This is a genomic window from Pseudomonas sp. BS-2016, assembly GCF_001806145.1.
GTDB lineage: Bacteria > Pseudomonadota > Gammaproteobacteria > Pseudomonadales > Pseudomonadaceae > Aquipseudomonas > Aquipseudomonas lundensis.
Genome location: NZ_MLCT01000008.1, coordinates 1 through 20,139 on the forward strand (window position 1 = coordinate 1; position 20,139 = coordinate 20,139).

The 20,139-nt window shown below is 58.8% G+C and carries 20 protein-coding genes and 1 tRNA gene; 9 read left to right on the top strand and 12 right to left on the bottom strand.

Annotated features, from left to right (window positions below):
* Positions 1–1,103: 1,103 nt before the first annotated feature.
* The 5 genes from BKD70_RS00090 to dapA form a co-directional block, all read right to left on the bottom strand.
* Positions 1,104–1,193, bottom strand: a tRNA-Ser gene (locus tag BKD70_RS00090).
* Between the two features lie 91 nt (positions 1,194–1,284).
* A complete protein-coding gene (gene purC / locus BKD70_RS00095) occupies positions 1,285–1,998 on the bottom strand; it encodes a phosphoribosylaminoimidazolesuccinocarboxamide synthase (protein ID WP_047274084.1) in 714 nt (237 codons plus the stop codon).
* A gap of 28 nt (positions 1,999–2,026) precedes the next feature.
* The gene (locus BKD70_RS00100; RefSeq protein WP_047274082.1) at positions 2,027–2,785 is read right to left on the bottom strand and encodes an MBL fold metallo-hydrolase; all 759 of its coding nucleotides are present in this window, start codon (positions 2,783–2,785) and stop codon (positions 2,027–2,029) included.
* Positions 2,786–2,789: 4 nt separating this feature from the next.
* On the bottom strand, positions 2,790–3,905 hold the full coding sequence (bamC, locus tag BKD70_RS00105; protein ID WP_047274080.1) for an outer membrane protein assembly factor BamC: 1,116 nt from the start codon (positions 3,903–3,905) through the stop codon (positions 2,790–2,792).
* 17 nt (positions 3,906–3,922) lie between these two features.
* Entirely contained in the window at positions 3,923–4,801 is an 879-nt protein-coding gene (gene dapA / locus BKD70_RS00110; protein WP_047274078.1) for a 4-hydroxy-tetrahydrodipicolinate synthase, read from the bottom strand.
* A 325-nt stretch (positions 4,802–5,126) separates the two neighbouring features.
* Here dapA and BKD70_RS00115 point away from each other — a divergent pair, with 325 nt between their 5' ends.
* Positions 5,127–5,687 (top strand): glycine cleavage system protein R, encoded by a 561-nt coding sequence (locus BKD70_RS00115; protein WP_047274076.1) that lies wholly within the window; start codon positions 5,127–5,129, stop codon positions 5,685–5,687.
* Positions 5,688–5,697: 10 nt separating this feature from the next.
* Positions 5,698–6,171, top strand: coding sequence for a peroxiredoxin (locus tag BKD70_RS00120; protein WP_047274075.1), 474 nt, complete (start codon positions 5,698–5,700; stop codon positions 6,169–6,171).
* 48 nt (positions 6,172–6,219) lie between these two features.
* On the opposite strand, the gene queF is transcribed toward BKD70_RS00120, so the two are convergent.
* Together queF and BKD70_RS00130 are read right to left on the bottom strand one after the other, a co-directional pair.
* The gene (gene queF / locus BKD70_RS00125; RefSeq protein ID WP_047274073.1) at positions 6,220–7,050 is read right to left on the bottom strand and encodes an NADPH-dependent 7-cyano-7-deazaguanine reductase QueF; all 831 of its coding nucleotides are present in this window, start codon (positions 7,048–7,050) and stop codon (positions 6,220–6,222) included.
* Between the two features lie 81 nt (positions 7,051–7,131).
* The gene (locus BKD70_RS00130; protein ID WP_047274070.1) at positions 7,132–7,668 is read right to left on the bottom strand and encodes a plastocyanin/azurin family copper-binding protein; all 537 of its coding nucleotides are present in this window, start codon (positions 7,666–7,668) and stop codon (positions 7,132–7,134) included.
* A gap of 151 nt (positions 7,669–7,819) precedes the next feature.
* Between BKD70_RS00130 and BKD70_RS00135 the strand changes: the two genes are divergently transcribed.
* Both BKD70_RS00135 and BKD70_RS00140 read left to right on the top strand, forming a co-directional pair.
* The gene (locus BKD70_RS00135; RefSeq protein WP_047274069.1) at positions 7,820–8,500 is read left to right on the top strand and encodes a heavy metal response regulator transcription factor; all 681 of its coding nucleotides are present in this window, start codon (positions 7,820–7,822) and stop codon (positions 8,498–8,500) included.
* The gene (locus tag BKD70_RS00140) at positions 8,500–9,864 is read left to right on the top strand and encodes a heavy metal sensor histidine kinase (RefSeq protein ID WP_047274066.1); all 1,365 of its coding nucleotides are present in this window, start codon (positions 8,500–8,502) and stop codon (positions 9,862–9,864) included. Before BKD70_RS00135 ends, BKD70_RS00140 begins: the two co-directional genes overlap by 1 nt.
* 63 nt (positions 9,865–9,927) lie before the next feature.
* On the opposite strand, the gene BKD70_RS00145 is transcribed toward BKD70_RS00140, so the two are convergent.
* From BKD70_RS00145 to BKD70_RS00155, 3 genes are all read right to left on the bottom strand, one after another.
* A complete protein-coding gene (locus BKD70_RS00145) occupies positions 9,928–11,172 on the bottom strand; it encodes a lipoprotein-releasing ABC transporter permease subunit (RefSeq protein ID WP_047274064.1) in 1,245 nt (414 codons plus the stop codon).
* 61 nt (positions 11,173–11,233) lie between these two features.
* Complete coding sequence (lolD, locus tag BKD70_RS00150; protein ID WP_169835868.1) at positions 11,234–11,917, bottom strand: lipoprotein-releasing ABC transporter ATP-binding protein LolD; 684 nt, start codon at positions 11,915–11,917, stop codon at positions 11,234–11,236.
* A gap of 7 nt (positions 11,918–11,924) precedes the next feature.
* Complete coding sequence (locus BKD70_RS00155) at positions 11,925–13,175, bottom strand: lipoprotein-releasing ABC transporter permease subunit (protein ID WP_047274060.1); 1,251 nt, start codon at positions 13,173–13,175, stop codon at positions 11,925–11,927.
* A gap of 94 nt (positions 13,176–13,269) precedes the next feature.
* Here BKD70_RS00155 and BKD70_RS00160 point away from each other — a divergent pair, with 94 nt between their 5' ends.
* Together BKD70_RS00160 and BKD70_RS00165 are read left to right on the top strand one after the other, a co-directional pair.
* Positions 13,270–13,857, top strand: coding sequence for a PilZ domain-containing protein (locus BKD70_RS00160; protein ID WP_047274058.1), 588 nt, complete (start codon positions 13,270–13,272; stop codon positions 13,855–13,857).
* Positions 13,858–13,897: 40 nt separating this feature from the next.
* Complete coding sequence (locus BKD70_RS00165) at positions 13,898–14,620, top strand: glycerophosphodiester phosphodiesterase family protein (RefSeq protein WP_047274055.1); 723 nt, start codon at positions 13,898–13,900, stop codon at positions 14,618–14,620.
* A 42-nt stretch (positions 14,621–14,662) separates the two neighbouring features.
* Here BKD70_RS00165 and sthA read toward each other — a convergent pair whose 3' ends face one another.
* Entirely contained in the window at positions 14,663–16,057 is a 1,395-nt protein-coding gene (gene sthA, locus BKD70_RS00170; RefSeq protein ID WP_047274053.1) for a Si-specific NAD(P)(+) transhydrogenase, read from the bottom strand.
* Positions 16,058–16,351: 294 nt separating this feature from the next.
* Here sthA and BKD70_RS00175 point away from each other — a divergent pair, with 294 nt between their 5' ends.
* Both BKD70_RS00175 and BKD70_RS00180 read left to right on the top strand, forming a co-directional pair.
* Complete coding sequence (locus BKD70_RS00175; RefSeq protein ID WP_047274051.1) at positions 16,352–16,915, top strand: chalcone isomerase family protein; 564 nt, start codon at positions 16,352–16,354, stop codon at positions 16,913–16,915.
* 151 nt (positions 16,916–17,066) lie between these two features.
* Positions 17,067–18,365: an MFS transporter gene (locus tag BKD70_RS00180; RefSeq protein WP_047274049.1), complete on the top strand. Its 1,299-nt coding sequence runs from the start codon at positions 17,067–17,069 to the stop codon at positions 18,363–18,365.
* A gap of 77 nt (positions 18,366–18,442) precedes the next feature.
* Here BKD70_RS00180 and BKD70_RS00185 read toward each other — a convergent pair whose 3' ends face one another.
* A complete protein-coding gene (locus tag BKD70_RS00185; RefSeq protein WP_047274047.1) occupies positions 18,443–19,906 on the bottom strand; it encodes a glyceraldehyde-3-phosphate dehydrogenase in 1,464 nt (487 codons plus the stop codon).
* A gap of 27 nt (positions 19,907–19,933) precedes the next feature.
* Between BKD70_RS00185 and BKD70_RS24610 the strand changes: the two genes are divergently transcribed.
* Positions 19,934–20,116 carry a hypothetical protein gene (locus BKD70_RS24610; RefSeq protein ID WP_139047495.1) on the top strand — a complete coding sequence of 61 codons (183 nt, stop codon included), beginning with the start codon at positions 19,934–19,936 and terminating at the stop codon, positions 20,114–20,116.
* The last annotated feature ends 23 nt before the right edge of the window (positions 20,117–20,139 follow it).

The window sequence follows — 20,139 nt, forward strand, 5'->3', positions numbered from 1 at the left end:
TCCTTGCTCAAAAATGAGGACTTGAAAGGCCCAAATGCCACTCAAGTGCTGAATGGAGTAACCAAAGTTCGTGCCAGCTTTTATCAAGTTATGTAAAAACAAGGAGTTACTCGAAGTAAGGAAATTTGCTGGTTATTTTTTAAACAAAAACCTCTCAAAAGTGCGCAAGAAGTTGCGCAGTACTGTGCAACTTCTTGCGCACTCGTCTACAGCTCACGGTTTATATGGATCGTGGCCATGTACCCACACAGTTATCCACATTTGAGTGCGCAACTTCTTGCGCAGTTGCGAAAAATGGGAAACTTCAGAAACGCGACTTTTAAAAGTCGGGTTAGTTTAAAAACAGGCTGTGCTTAGTCCTCAAAATAGTCTTTGAACAGAGCAAAAAACCCGGGGCATTTGGGTAGGCATAACGCCAAAAATTCACCCCCCTTCGCACAGGCTCTTGTGCTACTGGGCAGAACCGACTTCAACGATTGGACGGAAGGCCAGCAAGACACAAGCACAGCGACCCGCGACACAAGCACAGCGCTTAACGTCGAGAAAAAACTCGGTGGATCGTGGATCGCAGACATCAGCACACGTGGCATTGGACTGTTCCCGGCCCCGCGACTAAAACAAGGGCGCGGCCAAAAGACCGTGAATGACATTTTTACGATTGTCAGGCACATCGGGGCCTACGCTTTTGGAGACAGGACACTCAGATCCGCCCCCTGTGGGCAGCATCAGTCATGTGGGTACTGATGCCGCCCTTCAGCAGGCCGATCCATTTAGCCGGGAAGAGATCGAGGGAATAGACAAAGTAGAACCTGCGCGCATACCCGACGCCCGCATGAGCATGCTCAACGGCTGGACGGAGCTGTGGTTATCTGACGTGATTGCACTCGTCGTCGAAGACGTGGAGAGGCGTACGGTGCAGGCGCGCAGGCCGCCAGTGGTTCGAGAATAGAAAGCACCGAAAGCGCGCTCCAGGTTGCGCACCGTCGAACGGATCGACTCGGCCCTGGATCAGCGGGTGTCGAGAATGGCCTTTCATCACATCCCGAAAACGAAAAAGCCCCTGAAATGTTCAACCATTTCAGGGGCTTAGTCGTATTCAATAATGGCGGAGAGATAGGGATTCGAACCCTAGGTACTGTCGCCAGTACAACGGATTTCGAATCCGTCCCATTCGGCCACTCTGGCATCTCTCCAACGGCGCGCATCATAACAGCACTTTTGATTCAGGCAAACCTTATTTTCAAAAAAACTGCGTGCTATCAGATGCTTGCGCGTTTTTACGGCTTAAAGCGGAACGCCCAGTCGGTTTGCCACTTCTTCGTAGGCTTCGATGACGTCGCCCAACCCCTGACGGAAGCGGTCTTTATCCATCTTCTTGCCAGTGGCCTTGTCCCACAGGCGGCAGCCGTCCGGGCTGAATTCGTCGCCCAGTACGATCGAGCCGTCATGGAAGACGCCGAATTCGAGTTTGAAGTCGACCAGCATCAGGCCTGCGTCGTCGAACAGCTTGCTCAGCACCTCGTTGACTTTGAGCGACAGCTCTTTCATGCGTACCAATTGCTCGGCCGTGCCCCAGCCAAACGCCACCACGTGGGATTCGTTGATGAACGGGTCGCCTTTGGCGTCGTCTTTGAGGAACAGTTCGAAGGTGTAAGGGTTGAGCTTCATGCCCTCTTCTACGCCCAGGCGCTTGACCAGGCTGCCCGCCGCATAGTTACGCACGACGCACTCAACCGGGATCATGTCGAGTTTTTTCACCAGGCATTCGTTGTCGCCCAACAGCTTGTCGAATTGGGTCGGCACGCCGGCTTCTTCGAGTTTTTGCATGATGAAGGCGTTGAACTTGTTGTTCACCATGCCTTTGCGATCGAGCTGTTCGATGCGCTTGCCGTCGAACGCCGAGGTGTCGTTGCGGAACAGCAGGATCAAGCGGTTGGCGTCGTCAGTCTTGTAAACCGATTTCGCTTTACCGCGATAGAGTTCTTCACGTTTTTCCATGATGGGCTCCGCATGCTAAGTAGGTGGGCTAGGCGATTGTGCGCCAGTCTAGCCCTGAATCTTGATCGGCCAGTTGCAGCCAGTCCGGGTCGCACCCAAGGGTGTCGACAAAACATTGCCGGGCCAGCTGCGGCAGGTTGTTCTTGCTGCTCAGGTGGGCCAGCACCAGGTGTTGCAGGTCTTTCCAGCCCAACTCGGCCACCAGGTTTGCAGCCTGATGGTTGTTCAAATGTCCTTCCTGACCGCCCACCCGTTGCTTGAGAAAGTACGGGTAGTGGCCACGGGCAAGCATGTCGCGACAGTGGTTGGACTCGATCATCAACGCATCCAGATCGCGATAGCTGTGCAGCACACCGTCGCAATAGGAACCCAGGTCAGTCAGCAGACCAAAACGTCGCTGACCGTCACTGAATACGTATTGCGTGGGCTCCTGCGCATCATGGGCGACCCGTGTGACGCTGATGCTCAACGCGCCAATCTGTAATGTCTCGCCACCCGCCACGTAACCGGCAGGCTCAAGGGGTTTGCGCATCCCGCGCTGGGTGCCACGGCTCATATAGACCGGCAAATTGTAACGCCGAGACAGTAAACCCACGCCATGCACGTGATCGGCATGTTCGTGGGTTACCAGAATCGCGCTCAGCTGGTGTGGACTGATGCCCAACCGAACCAAACGGCGTTCGGTTTCCCGCAGGGAGAAACCGCAATCGACCAAAACATAAGTGCTGTCGCTGGCTATCAGCGTGCCATTCCCTTGGCTACCACTGCCGAGAACGGCAAAACGCATAGAATCAGCCCAAGTTGTCCTGGATCACGCCCAACACTTTGCGCGCCACTTCTGGCGACGCTACGGTGTTGATGTTCTCTTCGACCGTCACTTGCACCGCGTCGCCCACTTTGCTCAGGCGAACCTGATAACGCTCGGCACGGGCTTCAACTTCTTCCTTGTCCGGCTTGCTGCCGAACATACCGGCGAAGAAGCCAGGCTTGTCGTCTTTTTTCTGGGCTTTTTCAGCGAGGTTGATGTAGTACAGGCCCAACGTGCGGTTGATGTCTTCAACGCGCCATTCGCCCTGTTCCAGCGCACGACCCACGCTGGACCACGCACGGTCGAGGTCTTCGTTGAGCGTCAGCACCGGGTTGCCGCTGCCGTCTTCGTTCAGGGTTACGCGAGTCGGCGTGTCAAAGTCGCGGGCCGCGAGCAACGACACCGTACCGCCCTTGTCGGCGCTGCGGCTCATGCTGACCAGCATTTCATTGACCAGTGCCGCATCCAGCCCGGCGTTGACCGAACGGTTGGTGAAGTCGACGTTGGCAGTGCTGCCCGCAGGGCGGTTGGCGCTGACCACGTAGATTTCGCTGGTATTGCGCTGCACGCCTGGCTCGATACGGACTCGCAGGCGAGTTTCGCTGTCGGCGGCCAGACCGCTGCTGCCCAGGTGACGGACCATCGAGGAGGACAATTCGCTGGCGCCCTGCCACGTGGTGGTGAACTCACCGGTTTGCGGGCGCTGCTCGTCGATACGGAAGCCGTTGTCCTGGAAGAACTGAAGGGCCAGCGGCCAGACTTCAGACGGAGAACGCTGCGCCATCAACCAGCGGCTGTCGCCGCTTTTTTGCAGGCTGAAATCGCTCGCACTGGTGGTCGCCACCAAAGGTTGCGGACGCGGCACTTCAAATTCGCCCTTGACGTTGTCATCCGGCACGTTGCTCGGGATCGGCAACAGCGGCACAAGGCGCTTGTCAGTCTGCACACCCGGCGGCAATTGCATTGGCGCCGTTTGTTGCGCCTCCAGATAGTCGCTGCCACGGTCCCGGAAATAACCCTCTGGACCCCACAGCCAACCGCAACCGCTGGTGCTGGAAATAATCACGGCTAGTGCGGAAAGTCCGGCCAATCGCTTCATGCGTAGTGCTTCCTCAATTAAACCAATACGCCGGACTGGCGCAGGGCCTGACGCAGCGGTTCGTGGCAGGCTTCGCTGAGCCAGGTGAGCGGCAGACGGATACCGTCCGGCATCATGCCCATCTCATGCAGCGCCCACTTCACGGGGATAGGGTTGGATTCGATAAACAGGGTTTTATTGAGCGGCATCAACTGTTCGTGAATGGCACGCGCCTTGACGGCATCGCCCGCGATCGCGGCAGCGCACAGATTGCTCATGGCACGTGGCGCAACGTTGGCCGTCACCGAAATATTGCCCTTGCCGCCCAGCAGCATCAGCTCAACGGCTGTGGCGTCATCCCCGGAGTACACCAGGAAGTCTTTGCTCACGCCGGCCAGGATGTCTTTGGCCCGCTGCAGGTCGCCGGTGGCTTCCTTGATGCCGATGATGTTTGGCACCGTCGACAGGCGCACCACCGTGGCAGGCAGCATGTCGCAGGCCGTACGGCCCGGCACGTTGTAGAGGATCTGCGGGATGTGGACCGCTTCAGCGATGGTCTTGAAATGCTGATACAAGCCTTCTTGCGTTGGCTTGTTGTAGTAAGGCGTGACCAGCAGACAAGCATCTGCACCTGCCTTTTTTGCATTGGCAGTCAGCTCGATCGCTTCACGGGTCGAGTTGGCGCCCGTGCCGGCGATGACAGGGATACGCCCTGCGACTTGTTTGACAACGTGACGAATCACTTCGATGTGTTCGTTCACATCCAGCGTTGCCGATTCACCTGTAGTGCCAACGGCAACAATGGCGTTGGTGCCCTCTTGCAGGTGAAAGTCCACCAGTTTGCTCAGAGCGTCCCAGTCCAGGCGACCTTGTGCATCCATAGGTGTGACCAGTGCCACCATACTGCCCGCAATCATGCAACCGCTCCTGCCGGAAAAAGAGAGCCGTAATGGTACTGGCGCCTTGACCCTTGCACAAGCAACAGCGCGCCCGATGAGCATTCCCCTTCGCGCTGCTTTTCGCTACCCTTCAGCCTTTGATTGGTACTGATGTGCACGCGGGCCTGTTTTATGGCTCTTTATATCGCGCCCAAAGCCCCACCCAAACGCCGCCGTGCCGGGTTCGCACCCTTTGCCAACCTTGTGTGATGGCTGCTGCGTGCGAGGGTTTCGCGCCATAAAGTGCGCCACGGGCAACCCGTGCACCGTCCGTACCGACCACTCATCGTTTTAGGAAGGCTGAATGTCCACCCCCACAGTTCGCGAACAATTCCTTGTCATCAGTGCCCTTGGCGCCAACCCAATGGAGCTGACCAACGTCCTGTGCCGTGCCAGCCATGAGAACCGCTGCGCGGTCGTGACCTCGCGCCTGACGCGCCACGGCGAGTGCAGCGCACTGGTACTGGAAGTCACTGGCAGCTGGGATGCGCTGGCGCGCCTAGAGGCCGGCTTGCCATCACTGGCCAAAAAACACGCATTCACGGTCAATGTGATCCGCAGCGCGGCCCTCGAAACCCGTCCGCAAGCCTTGCCTTACGTGGCGTATGTCAGTTCGGCGTATCGTCCGGACATCATCAATGAGCTGTGCCAGTTCTTCATCGACCACAACGTCGAACTCGAAAACCTGACCTGCGACACCTATCAGGCTCCGCAAACCGGCGGCACCATGCTCAACGCCACGTTTACCGTGACCTTGCCGGCAGGCGTACAAATCAGCTGGCTGCGTGACCAGTTCCTTGATTTTGCCGACGCCCTGAACCTGGATGCGCTGATTGAACCTTGGCGTCCACAAAACCCGATGTAAGGAGCGCCCCATGGCTGTAGCAATCGATCAACCCGTCAGCGATTTCCAGATCGCTGCCACCAGCGAGAAAACCGTCAAGCTGTCCGACCTTAAAGGCAAGCAGGTGGTGATTTACTTCTACCCCAAGGACAGCACGCCGGGCTGCACCACTGAAGGCCAAGGGTTTCGAGATCACTACGCGGACTTCCAGGCGGCCAACACCGAAATCTTTGGCGTTTCACGTGACAGCCTCAAATCACACGAAAACTTCAAGGCCAAGCAAGGTTTCCCGTTCGAACTGCTGAGCGACAAGGACGAAGCCCTGTGCCAGTTGTTTGATGTGATCAAGCTGAAAAAGCTGTATGGCAAGGAATACCTTGGCGTGGACCGCAGCACCTTCCTGATCGACAAGGATGGTGTGCTGCGTCACGAATGGCGCGGGGTCAAAGTGCCCGGTCACGTTGAAGCCGTGCTGGAACAGGCCAAGGCGCTGAATAACGCCTGATGCCGCATCACTTGCAGGCGCGTCCCCCGCGCCTGCAAGGCAATACGGTTACTGACGCACCAGGCGCAGGTTTTTGAACTCGGCCGTTTCAGTGGAACGGTACGGGTTGATGTCCAGCCCGCCGCGACGCACATAGCGCGCATACACGGTCAAGGCCTCGGGCTTGAGCAGGCGTTGCAGGTCGAGAAAAATCCGCTCGACGCACTGCTCGTGAAAATCAGAGTGCTGCCGGAAGCTCACCAGATACGCCAACAGACTGGCGTGATCCAGCGCCGCGCCGCGGTATTGCACCACCACCGTGCCCCAATCGGGTTGACTGGTCACCGGGCAGTTAGATTTGAGCAAATGGCTGTAAACGCTTTCTTCAACCACGTGCGAAGCATCGCACTTCAAAAGCTCCGGACGAGGCTGCGCATAGTCGCTGACCGTGATGTCCAGACCGTCAATGCACACACCCGGCAAAACACCTACGCCATCAGCTTGCACTTCATCCAGCGTCCGTACGCGAACGGTGACAGGCTTGCCCGATGCTTCTGACAAGTCAGAAGTCAGGGTCTCAAGCAGGCTCGATGTATCCGGGAATACGGTCTGGTTCAGGGAGTTCAAGTACAACTTGAACGACTTGGATTCCACGATATTGGGCGAATCGGCAGCGAAACAAAACTCGCCGATGGCAACGACCGGTTTACCCGACGGCAACAGCCACGACAGTTCAAAGCAGGTCCAAAAATCCACCCCGACATAGGGCAGCGTCTCGGCGCTCAGACCCAACTCTGCCCATTTTGCGGCACGCGGGATGGGGAACAGCAAGGACGGGGTGTAGGTGCTGATGTATTCACTGGACTTGCCCAGCGGCGAATGTTCGGCTGCGGGATGCATGACAAAAACCTGGCTAGAAAAACCCCGCAATTCTATCGGGTTTACGCCCGGCTTTCAGCGCCCGCAGACGAACTTCACGATTTAAGGCGCTACTTTGAGCGTCCCGACCATGCCTGCCTGGTAGTGGCCGGGCACATTGCAGGCAAATTCGAGGTCGCGAGTACCGCTGAACGTCCAGGTCAGCTCAGCGGTTTTGCCCGGTTCGACCAGCACGCTGTTGGGGTCATCGTGGGTCATCCCGGCCATGGGCATAGAACCCTGCCCCATCGCACCATGGTCCATGCCGGCGTGGTGCATGCCTGTGGTGGTCATCGCCCCGCTTTGCTGCATCTTGAGCATTTCTTTCTGATGTTCGGCGTGCATCGCGGCATCGCCCAAGTTGAACTCATGCAGCAGTTGGCCCTTGTTGACCAGCACAAAGCGCACGGTTTCACCGGCTTTCACCTCAAGGGTCTTGGGCGAGAACGCCAGATCGGTCATTTCGATGTTAACCGTGCGCGTAGCGCTGGCAGCCGCTGCCGGGTGGCCAATCTCCGCATGACTGCCCGGCGAGGCAACGGCCGACACACTGAATGCCAACACACACGCCGCAAGGGCCAAACGATTACGTAGGGTCATAGGTACTCCAGAAGGCTACTATTCGAACATTCCCTGACTTTAAACCTCGGTACTGGCAGTCAACTGACCGAAAGATTACAACTTTGTCAGGATTACCCTTCGCCACACGCGCCGCTGTATAAGGCTGAGGTATTTTTTTGATAGGTCGCCCATGAAACTGCTGATTGTTGAAGACCAGCCCAAAACCGGGCAATACCTGCGACAGGGCCTGAGCGAAGCGGGTTTCATCACCGAACTGGCTGCTGACGGCATCACTGGCCAGCACCTCGCCCTGACCGGCGACTATGCGCTGTTAATCCTCGATGTGATGCTCCCCGGTCGCGATGGCTGGCAAATCCTGCAAGCGGTGCGCAGCGCCGGGCTGGACATGCCGGTGCTGTTTCTCACTGCCCGCGATGCCGTTGAAGACCGCGTTCACGGCCTGGAGCTGGGGGCCGACGATTACCTGGTCAAGCCCTTTGCTTTCTCCGAGCTGCTGGCGCGCGTGCGCAGCCTGTTGCGGCGCGGCAGCAGTACCACCCAGGAAACCAGCCTGCAACTGGCCGACCTGCGCCTGGACCTGATCCGCCGCCGCGTAGAACGCAATGGCCAGCGCATCGACCTGACCGCCAAGGAATTCTCGTTGCTGGAGTTGCTGCTCAGGCGTCAGGGGGAAGTGCTGCCCAAATCGCTGATTGCCTCTCAGGTGTGGGACATGAATTTCGACAGCGACACCAATGTTATCGAAGTCGCCATCCGCCGCCTGCGCCTGAAAATCGATGACAGCCACGACCAAAAGCTGATCCACACCGTACGCGGCATGGGCTACGTGCTTGAAGAGCGCACGCCGTGATGCGTCGCCTGTCGCTGAGCAGTCGTCTGGCGTTGCTGTTTGCGGGGTGTACGGCAGTGGTTTCGCTGTTCGCCGGGGTGCTGTTCGGACGCGCCAGCGAAGTGCATTTCGTCGAACTGGATCAGCAACTGATGGAAGCCCGGCTGGCAGGGTTGCGCAGCACGCTGAACGGCGTAAGCACCCTCGAGCAGTTCTCCCGGCGCCTGCCGGTGTTGCTGCAAGATTTGAGTCATCAGCCCGATCTGAGCATTCGCGTGCGCGGCCCCGACGGTCACCCGTGGTTTGACAGCTCAACCAGCCTGCCCAACGATTTGCCGACCACCCCCGGCCTGGGCAGCCTGCAAATAAAGGGCACCGATTATCGCGTGCTCAATCCCCAGCCCGAAACGCCGGATGCACCCCGCTTGACCTTGCTCCTGGACATCACCCATCACCAGCATTTCTTGCAGCGCATGCAACGCTTGATCTGGATGACCGTCGGCCTCTCGGCGTTGGCCACCGCCATTTTGGGGGCGTGGGCGGCGCGCAGTGGCTTGCGCCCGTTACGCCGCATGAGCGCGATTGCGGCCAGTGTCTCGGCCGATTCGCTCACTGCGCGCTTACCTGAAGCGCAAATGCCTACGGAGCTTGCGGACTTGGCGCACGCCTTCAACGCCATGCTGGAGCGCCTTGACGCGTCATTTCAGCGCCTTTCAGCGTTCTCCGCCGATATCGCCCATGAGCTGCGCACCCCGCTCTCCAACTTGCTGACCCACACTCAGGTGACGCTAACCCGGCCACGGGACATTGATGCATACCGCGAGGCCCTGCACAGCAACCTCGAAGAACTGCAATGGATGGCACAGCTGGTTAACGACATGCTGTACCTGGCCAAGGCCGACCACGGCCTGCTGACACCCAGACGCGAGCCGCTGGACCTGGCACACGAGGTGGAGGCCCTGCTGGAGTTTTATGCGTTGCTGGCAGAAGAATCGCAGATTCAATTGACCCATGAAGGCAGCGGCCAGTTGGCGGGCGACCGCAGCATGCTGCGCCGCGCCCTTTCCAACCTGCTGGATAACGCCTTGCGCTACACGCCCGCCGGTGGCGAGATCAAGGTGCGCATGGTGCCCGCAGCAGACCGCTTGCGCATCACCGTTGAAAACAGCGGGCCTGGCATCCCTGCAGCGTTACTGCCGCGCCTGTTCGACCGGTTTTACCGGGCGGACCCGGCACGCCGGGAAGGCAGCAGTGAACACGCAGGCTTGGGGCTGGCAATCACCCAATCGATCATTCGCGCCCATGGCGGGCAGATCACCTGTGAGTCACAGGCCGGGATGACGCGGTTTGTGATTGAACTGCCTACAAGGGCGCAGTCAATGTAGGAACTGGCGCAGGCTGCATGCCGTCGATCATCAAGCCTGCAGCCTGTGCGCACATGCGAGGGATCAGGAGTAACGCAATGCGTGAGCCGGCTGGATTTTCGCCGCGCGGTACGCCGGGTACAGCGTTGCCAGGAAGCTCAGCACAAAACCCGCCGTGCAAATCAGCAGCACGTCACCGCCTTGCAACTCGGACGGCAGGTTGCTGACGAAGTAGACGTCTGAACTGAAGATGTGTTGCCCGCTCACCCGCTCCATCCAGCCCACCAGCGCGCTGACATTCAACGCGGCAATCACGCCCAGCACGCCACCGATCAAGGTGCCGACAATCCCGATCACCGTGCCCTGCACCATGAATATGGCCATGATCTGACGCGGCGTGGCGCCGATGGTGCGCAAGATCGCGATGTCAGCCCCCTTGTCGTTCACCACCATGATCAAGGTGGCGATGATGTTGAATGCCGCCACGGCCACGATCATCAGCAGCAGCAGACCAATCATGGTTTTTTCCATTTTCATGGCACTGAACAGGCTGCCCTGGGTGTGCGTCCAGTCGTCAGCGCGGTAGGCATCACCCAACCCGGCGACCACCTCGGCCGAGACCTTGGGCGCGGCATACAGGTCCTTGACGGCCAGCCGCACGCTTTGGACCTGATTCGGCGCCCAGCGCTGCATGGTTGCTGCATCCTCAACGTGGATCAGCCCCATGGAACCATCCAGCTCGGCCCCCACTTTGAAGATCCCGACCACGTTCAAGCGTTGCAGACGCGGGGTGATGCCACCCGGCGCGGTGCTGGCTTCGGGCACGATCAGGGTAATCTTGTCGCCGACGCCCAACCGGAAACGCCGCGCCGTGATATCACCCAATACCACGCCAAATTCGCCGGGCTTAAGGTCTTCCATGCGCCCCTGCACGATGTGCCGGGTCACGATGGACACCTGGCCTTCGAGTGCCGGATCAACGCCGCTGATCTGAATCGGCTGCATCGACCCCTTGTAGGAGAGCATCCCTTCCATCTCGGTGAACGGCACTGCGGCCGTGACCTCGGGGTGTTTCATGGCGGCTTCAGCCACCGGGCGCCAGTCATCGATGGGCTTTACGCCCACGACCGTGGCATGGGGCACCATGCCAAGGATGCGGTTACTCATTTCACGCTGAAAACCGTTCATCACCGAGAGCACCACAATCATGGCCAATACGCCCAGGGCGAGGCCGATCATCGAGGTCATGGAGATGAACGAAACAAAACGATTGCGGCGCTTGGCGCGGGTATAGCGCGTGCCGATAAAAATCGATAACGGTCTGAACATTCGCGGGCACCGTAAAAAAATAAAAGACCCGGCACCGGTCAGGGTGGCGGGTTTTGGCCGATCAAATCGTGGTCAGGCGACCTTCTTGAAGGTGCAGCACGCGATCCATCTGGCGGGCCAGGTTCATGTCATGCGTGACCACCAGGAACGCGGTACGCATCGAGGTGCTGAGTTCGAGCATCAGGTCCTGAATGCCTTGCGCGGTATGGGCGTCAAGGTTGCCGGTAGGCTCATCGAGCATCACCAGCCCGGGGTTGTTCACCAACGCACGGGCGATGGCCACGCGCTGGCGCTCGCCACCGGACAACTCGGCCGGCTTGTGCTCCAGACGGTGGCTCAGGCCGACACGGGTCAACAGTGCCGTGGCCCGCTCCCGCGCTTCGGGAATCGATGTCTTGCCGATCAACAGCGGCATGCACACGTTTTCCAGCGCCGTGAACTCGGGCAACAAGTGGTGAAACTGGTACACGAAACCCAGTGAACGGTTACGCAACTGGCCACGGGCCTTCTCGCCCAGCGCCGACAGTTCTTCACCCGCCAGCCACACACTGCCGGTAGTCGGCGTGTCGAGGCCACCGAGCAAATTAAGCAAGGTACTTTTGCCCGAGCCCGAGGTGCCGACGATGGCCACACGCTCACCCGGGTGCAACTCCAGTTGCAGGCCCGACAACACCACCACTGACTCCGGGCCTTCCTCGTAGGACTTGCCCAGGTCGCGGCAACTCAACACTGCTTGTTCTTTCATGCCCAACTCACTCATAACGAAGCGCCTGCGCAGGCTGGGTGCGCGCAGCACGCCAGGCCGGGTACAAGGTCGCGAGGAAACTCAGAACCAATGCCGCGCCACAGACCATCAACACGTCCTGCGTCTGCAATTGCGACGGCAGGTAGTCGATGAAGTACACGTCGGCGTTGAGAAACTTGTGGCCGATCAGCCCTTCAAGGGCCGAGATCGCCGCGCTGACATTCAAGGCCGCCAGCATGCCCAGCACCGCACCAATGGCAGTGCCGACCACGCCGATCACGGTGCCCTGCACCATGAAAATGGCCATGATCGTGCCCGGTGTGGCGCCCAGCGTCCGCAGGATCGCGATATCGCCCTTCTTGTCGTTCACCACCATGACCAGCGTGGAAATGATGTTGAAGGCCGCCACGGCCACGATCAGCAACAGGAGCAGGCCGATCATGGCTTTCTCCATGCGGATGGCCTGATACAGGTTGCCGTGGGTGCGGGTCCAGTCACGGGCGTAATAACGGTCATCCCCCAGCTTTTGGGCGATTTCCCACGCTGTGCGAGGCGCCTGGAACAGGTCGTCGAACTTCAGGCGCAACCCCTGGACCTGATCGGGTTTCCAGCGCTGCAAACGCGCCAGGTCCTGCAAATGGGTAATGCCCAGATAGCCGTCGATTTCACCGGCGCCGACATGGAAAATGCCCTGCACCGTGAAGCGTTTCATGCGCGGAAACATGCCCGCCGGGGTCACCGTGACTTCCGGGGCCACGAACGTCAGCTTGTCGCCAACGGCCACGCCGAGCTTTTTCGCCGCCTTGTCGCCAATGATGATGCCGAAGCCGCCGGGCGTCAGTGAATCGAGCTGACCTTGCAACATGAACCGGTCAATGATCGACACCTTGCGCTCTTGCGCGGGGTCGATGGCATTGAGCAGGACTTTTTGCACGTTGCCGTCATGGGTCAGCAGGCCCTGCATCTGGGTGTACGGCGCCACCGCCTCCACCTTCGGGTTCTGCCTGACCTGGGCGGCCAGCGTTTGCCAGTCACTGATCGGCTGGTCGCCGACGATGGTCGCGTGGGGCACCATGCCCAGCACACGGGTGCGCATCTCATGATCGAAGCCGTTCATCACCGACAACACCACAATCATCACGACCACGCCGAGGGCGAGTCCGATCATTGAAGTCAGAGAAATGAACGACACAAAATGATTGCGACGCTTTGCACGGGTATAACGCGTGCCGATAAATACGAAGAGAGGTCTGAACATGTCGGGGCTTGTTCGAGGGAAAAGAAGACGTCCTTGTGGCGGGGCCTGATAAGCAGCTTTACACTCAGACCACAGCCGCCACCATGGGTTCGCCATGTCGACATTAGATGAAGCAGATCGCCGCGAATACTACCGTATCGATGATGTGATCGCACTGGAAATAACCCCGCTGTCGGCACCTCAAGCCGCGAGCACTGAAGTGTTGCAGGATGCTTCGCCTTTATTCAATTTACTCAGTGAGTTACACCTGAGCGAATTCGAGTCGCAGCACCTGCTGCGCCAGATCAGCGAACGCGACCGCACCCTGTCCAGCTACCTCAAAACCCTGAACAAACGGGTCGACCTGCTCAGCCAAGTGGTCGCACAAACCGTACTGGGCAAGATTGGCGAGCTGCAACCGGTCAAGCTGTCCGAAGGCGGCATTGAATTCGAGCATGCAAACGCCTATTCGCCGGGCACCCACCTCTCGATCAAACTGGTGCTGATGCCCCAAGCGCTGGGGCTTCTGTTGCGCGCCAAGGTCACCCATTGCACCCCACGCAACGGCCAGTTCGAGATTGGCACCGAGTTTGAAGCCATCACCGACGCACAGCGTCAGTTGCTGGCCCGTTACATCTTGCAAAAACAGGCCCAGGCACGCCGTCTGGCCCGTGAACAAAACGAAGCAGCCGAAGAAGAGTAAGCGCGTCCCGGCGCTGTGAATTGTGTATTAAGGAGCAATTGTGACCCTGATTTATGGCCATCGCGGCGCCAAAGGCGAAGCACCCGAAAACACCCTCGCCAGCTTCGAGCAATGCCTCAAGCACGGCGTGCGCCGCTGCGAACTCGACCTGCACCTGTCCAAGGACGGTGAGCTGATGGTGATTCACGATCCGACGCTCAAGCGCACCACCGACCGACGCGGCAAGGTGATCGAACACACCGCAGCCGATCTCGCGACCTATGACGCACGCAAGGGCGGCCCGGGCTGGGTGCATCCGTGTCCGATTCCACGACTCGAAGAATTGTTTGAAAAGTGCGACTTCGAGCATTGGCAGCTGGAAGTCAAAAGCGCGTCCCGTACGCGGGCAGCGACCACCGTGTTGGCGATTCGCGAAATGGCCCAGCGCCACGGCCTGATGGACAAGGTCACCGTGACCTCAAGTTCCCGTGAAGTACTTAAGGCAGCTATCGAACTGACACCGGACCTGTCTCGCGGACTGGTTGCCGAATACGCCTGGCTCGACCCGCTGAAGGTCGCGCAAAGCTATGGCTGCGAGATGCTGGCATTGAACTGGACACTCTGCACCCCGGAGCGCCTGGAAAAAGCCCAGCGTCAGGGTTTGCATGTGTCGGTATGGACAGTCAACGAGCCTGCACTGATGCGCAGACTCGCTGATTTCGGCGTAGATAGCCTGATTACAGACTTTCCCGGTTTGGCCACTGCCACCCTCGGGAATAGCTGAAATCGGTCTCCCCGGCCGGCTCAGGCCACCGGCCGGAGCCGCTTAAAAAAGCCGGTTAAGGCCGTCGTAAGCCGCTACCCGATAGGCTTCAGCCATGGTCGGGTAGTTAAACGTGGTGTTGACGAAATACTTCAGGGTATTGAGCTCACCCGGCTGGTTCATGATCGCCTGACCGATGTGCACGATCTCCGAGGCCTGATAGCCGAAGCAATGTACGCCCAGTACTTGCAGGGTTTCACGGTGGAACAGGATTTTCAGCATGCCTTGCGGCTCGCCGGCAATCTGCGCACGCGCCATGCCCTTGAAGAACGCCTTGCCCACTTCGTAGGGCACTTTAGCCTGGGTCAGTTCTTGCTCGTTCTTGCCGATCGAGCTGATCTCCGGAATGGTGTAAATGCCGGTCGGCACGTCATTCACGAAACGCCAGCTGCCGTTGTCCACGATGCTGCCGGCAGCCGAGCGACCCTGGTCGTGCGCTGCACTGGCCAGGCTCGGCCAGCCAATTACGTCGCCTGCCGCGTAGATGTTGGGCACTGCAGTGCAGTAGTTCTCATCCACGCTGATCTGGCCGCGACCATTGGGCTTGATGCCAATGTTCTCCAGCCCCAGCTGGTCAGTGTTGCCGGTACGGCCGTTGCACCAGAGCAAGGCATCGGCCTTGATCTTCTTGCCGGACTTGAGGTGCAGGATCACGCCATTTTCGACGCCTTCAACACGCTCGTACTCTTCGTTGTGGCGCACGGTGATGTTGTTGTTGCTGAAGTGGTAGCTCAGCGCCTGCGAGATTTCGGAGTCGAGGAAGCTCAGCAGTTGCTCGCGGTTGTCCACCAGCTCAACCAGCACGCCCAGACCACTGAATATCGACGCGTATTCGCAACCGATTACACCCGCGCCGTAGACGATCAGCTTGCGCGGGGTGTGGCCCAGGCTGAGGATGGTGTCGCTGTCGTAGATGCGCGAGTGGGTGAAATCGATATCGGCCGGGCGGTACGGGCGCGAACCGGTAGCAATGATGATCTGCTTGGCCATCAGCGTTTCGACCACGCCGTTGGCGCAGACCACTTCGATGGTTTGCTCGTCGGTAAAACTGCCGGTGCCGAAGAACAGGTCAACACGGTTGCGGGCGTAGTAACCGGTGCGCGAGGTCACTTGCTTGGAAATCACTTTCTCGGCGCTTTTGAGCACATCCGGGAAAGAAAACCAGCGGGGTTCACCGATGGCCCGAAACATCGGGTTGGTGTTGAACTGCATGATCTGCCGGACCGAGTGACGCAGAGCCTTGGACGGGATGGTGCCCAAGTGCGTGCAGTTACCGCCGACCTGACGCCGGCTGTCGACCATCGCCACCTTGCGCCCTGCTTTTGCGGCGTTCATTGCCGCACCTTCTCCTGCCGGGCCGGAACCCAGTACCACTACGTCGTAGTTGTAGACAGCCATGCGTACTCCTCAGAACGGGCCGCGGCGCATTTTCAGGCGCCTGCGGCTAAATCATGACGCGGCCGGCGCCATGAAGGATCAAAACGTGGGGCACAGTCTATAGAAGCCTGAACGCGGCGAACATTAACCCTTGGTCTCGTCGTAGGCTAATTTTGTGTTCACTACATCCAGAACTGACCTTAACTCTCTTCAAGAGGCAGTGACGGGTTGCGCGGGATGTAGAATCCGCAGCCGTCTCAACCTTGATCGCGGCCCCGAGCCGCCGCGCCCACTCACCCTTTCAGAGAGCCCCTTATGCGCCATTTATTGATCGCTCTGTTGCTGATGAACAGCCTTTCCTGTCTGGCCGACGAGGCAAAACCGATCAAGGAGGCGAACTTTCCTACTCAATTAAAAGATGGTTCTCAAACCCTACAGCGCAAAGGCCAAATCGTGCTGACGTACCTGTGGGCCGATGTCTATGCCGCGGCCCTGTTTGCACCTGCCAACGTCAGCCCCCGGGACGCCTTTGAGCAGTTGCGCGACCTGCGCCTAGAGCTGTTTTATCTGCGCGACCTTGATCACAGCGACATCACCACCGCCTCTGCCACCATCCTCAAGCGTCAACACTCGCCTGCCACGCTGAGGACCCTCGAAGCGGGATTAAAAAAGCTGCAGGGCAGTTTTGCCAACATCCAGCGCGGTGACCGCTATGCCCTGGATTACGACCCCGCGCGCGGCCTGAACCTGGAACGCAATGGCCAGGTCATCTTCACCAGCACTGACAAAGCGCTCGCCAAAGCGTACCTGGGCATTTGGCTCGCGCCCGAAGGCTTGCCCGAGCCACTGCGTCAAACCCTCTTGGCGCAAACCCCCTGAGCACTCGGTAGTCACTTCATTAGTTGCCTACACATCTTGATACACATATGGTTACAAAACTGTTTGTCTGACTGGCGCAGGCCCGGACCAGACAGTGTGGACGACTAAAAACATGGATACGCATAAAACAGATAACAGCGGGTGATTTCTGATGGCCTCCAGTGCAGGTAAAGGCAAGGCGATTTTTCGCGTTGTCAGCGGTAACTTCCTCGAAATGTTCGACTTCATGGTCTTCGGCTTTTACGCCACAGCCATCGCCAACACCTTCTTTCCAAGCAATAACGCCTTCGCTTCCCTGATGCTCGCGCTGGCCACGTTCGGTGCCGGCTTCTTGATGCGCCCGCTGGGTGCAATCTTCCTCGGCGCCTACATTGACCGCCATGGCCGACGCAAAGGGCTGATCATCACCCTCGCCCTGATGGCCATGGGCACTGTGCTGATTGCCTGTGTGCCGGGTTATGCCACGCTGGGCGTGGCGGCGCCGCTGCTGGTGCTACTGGGGCGTTTGTTGCAAGGGTTCTCCGCCGGTGTGGAGCTGGGTGGCGTCTCGGTTTACTTGTCAGAAATCGCCACGCCGGGCCGCAAAGGCTTTTTTGTCAGCTGGCAGTCCGCAAGCCAGCAGGCCGCGGTGGTCTTTGCCGGGCTGCTCGGCGTCGGCTTGAATCACTGGCTCAGCCCACAGGACATGGGTGAGTGGGGCTGGCGCATTCCGTTTTTGCTGGGCTGCCTGATTGTCCCGGTGATTTTTGTCATTCGCCGCTCAATGGAAGAAACACCCGAGTTTGAAGCGCGCGAACATCGCCCTACCCTGCGAGAAATCATTCGTTCGATCAGTCAGAACTTTGGACTCGTCCTTGGCGGCATGGCGCTGGTGGTCATGACCACCGTGTCGTTTTACCTGATCACGGCCTACACCCCGACCTTCGGTAAAGCAGAACTGAACCTGTCGGATTTTGATGCACTGCTGGTGACGGTCTGCATCGGCGCCTCCAATTTCTTTTGGTTACCGGTGATGGGCTCACTGTCTGACAAGGTCGGGCGCAAACCCTTGCTGCTGGGCGCGACCATTCTCGCGATCCTGACCGCCTATCCGGCGTTGTCCTGGTTGGTGGCCAACCCGAGCTTCAGCCACTTGCTGATCGTCGAACTGTGGCTGTCCTTCCTGTACAGCTCGTACAACGGCGCGATGGTGGTGGCGCTCACCGAAATCATGCCGGTCGAGGTGCGGACCACGGGCTTCTCGCTGGCGTATAGCCTGGCGACCGCAACGTTCGGTGGCTTTACCCCGGCGGCGTGCACCTACTTGATCCACGTGCTGGACAACAAGGCGGCCCCTGGTCTGTGGCTGACCGGCGCCGCCGTGCTGGGACTGATTGCCACCGTGGTGCTGTTCCGTGGCAACACACATGAACGGCGTACAGCCAAATCGGCCGTGGCCAGTCACGCGTGATATCGCGGCACTGACGCCATAACGCACCTACAAAAACGCCCCGAACCAGTCGGGGCGTTTTCAAGTGCGGCAGTCGCTTAACGCGGGAACGCTGGCGGGTTAACCCCGGCCATGTCTTCCATCACGCGAACCACCTGGCAGCTGTAACCGAACTCGTTGTCGTACCACACGTACAGCACAACGCGGTTGTCGTTGCAGATTGTTGCTTCCGCATCAACCACACCCGCATGACGCGAGCCAACGAAGTCAGTGGAAACCACTTCCTGCGAGCTGACGAAGTCGATCTGCTTGTGCAGTTCGGAGTGCAGCGCCATGTGACGCAGGTACTCGTTCATTTCTTCACGGGTAGCCGGCTTCTCAAGGTTCAGGTTGAGGATGGCCATCGACACGTTAGGCGTAGGCACACGGATCGCGTTACCGGTCAGCTTGCCAGCCAGCTCAGGCAGCGCCTTGGCCGCAGCAGTAGCAGCGCCGGTCTCGGTGATAACCATGTTCAGCGCAGCCGAACGGCCACGGCGATCGCCTTTGTGGAAGTTGTCGATCAGGTTCTGGTCGTTGGTGTACGAGTGAACCGTTTCAACGTGACCGTTCACAATGCCGAACTTGTCATTGACGGCTTTGAGCACCGGCACGATGGCGTTGGTGGTGCAGGAAGCAGCCGAGATGATTTTGTCGTCAGCGGTGATCTCACCGTGGTTGATGCCGTGAACGATGTTCTTGAGCTTGCCTTTGCCAGGCGCGGTCAGAACCACACGATCAACGCCAGGGCACGCCAGGTGCTGGCCAAGACCGTCGGCGTCACGCCATACACCGGTGTTGTCCACCAGCAATGCGTTTTGAATGCCGTACTGGGTGTAGTCCACCTCGGTCGGATTCTTCGCGTAGATCACCTGAATCAGGTTGCCGTTGGCGGTGATGGTGTTGTTTTCTTCGTCAACCACGATGGTGCCGTCAAACGGGCCATGCACGGAGTCACGACGCAACAGACTGGCACGCTTGACCAGATCGTTATCGGCGCCTTTGCGCACCACGATCGCACGCAAGCGCAGGCCGTCGCCGCCGCCGGTTTTTTCGATCAGGATGCGCGCCAGCAGGCGGCCGATACGGCCAAAACCGTACAGCACAACGTCGGTGCCTTTACGGGCGTCAGCGTTTTGCTGACCCACGACGTCGGCCAGTTCTTCACGCACGAACTGCTCGGCGGTACGGCCATTGCCTTCGGTCTTGAACTTGACGGCCAGCTTGCCCAGGTCTACCGAAGCAGCACCCAGCTTGAGTTCGCTCATCGCTTTGAGCAGCGGGAAAGTTTCGTGCACGGACAATTCGATGTCATCGGACTGACGATGACGCGCAAAGCGGTGAGCTTTGAGAATCGCAATGACTGAACGGTTGATCAGGCTGCGGCCATAGATCGAGCTCACCACGTTGTTATTGCGGTAAAGCTGACCAATCAGCGGAATCATCGCTTCTGCGAGTGCTTCACGGTCGATCCATTCACCAAGACACTGGTCGGGCTTCTGAGTCACGGGAACCTTCCACATGTAGGGGCTGAAAAAAGGGGCTACATTATGCCGCCGCCTCTGGCCATGGGCAATGTGCGCCTGTCATGCGGGTTGACTGAAACGATTAAGCCCCAATATTTACAGGTGAAAAAAATCGCCATGCGCGGTTTCCCCTTGCCTTTTAAGGGCTTGCCAAGGGGGGACGGACGGCGTTTTACCGTTTCCCCGAAGGATTTGGCGCGCCATTAAAGACGGCGACTGACAGCCAACCC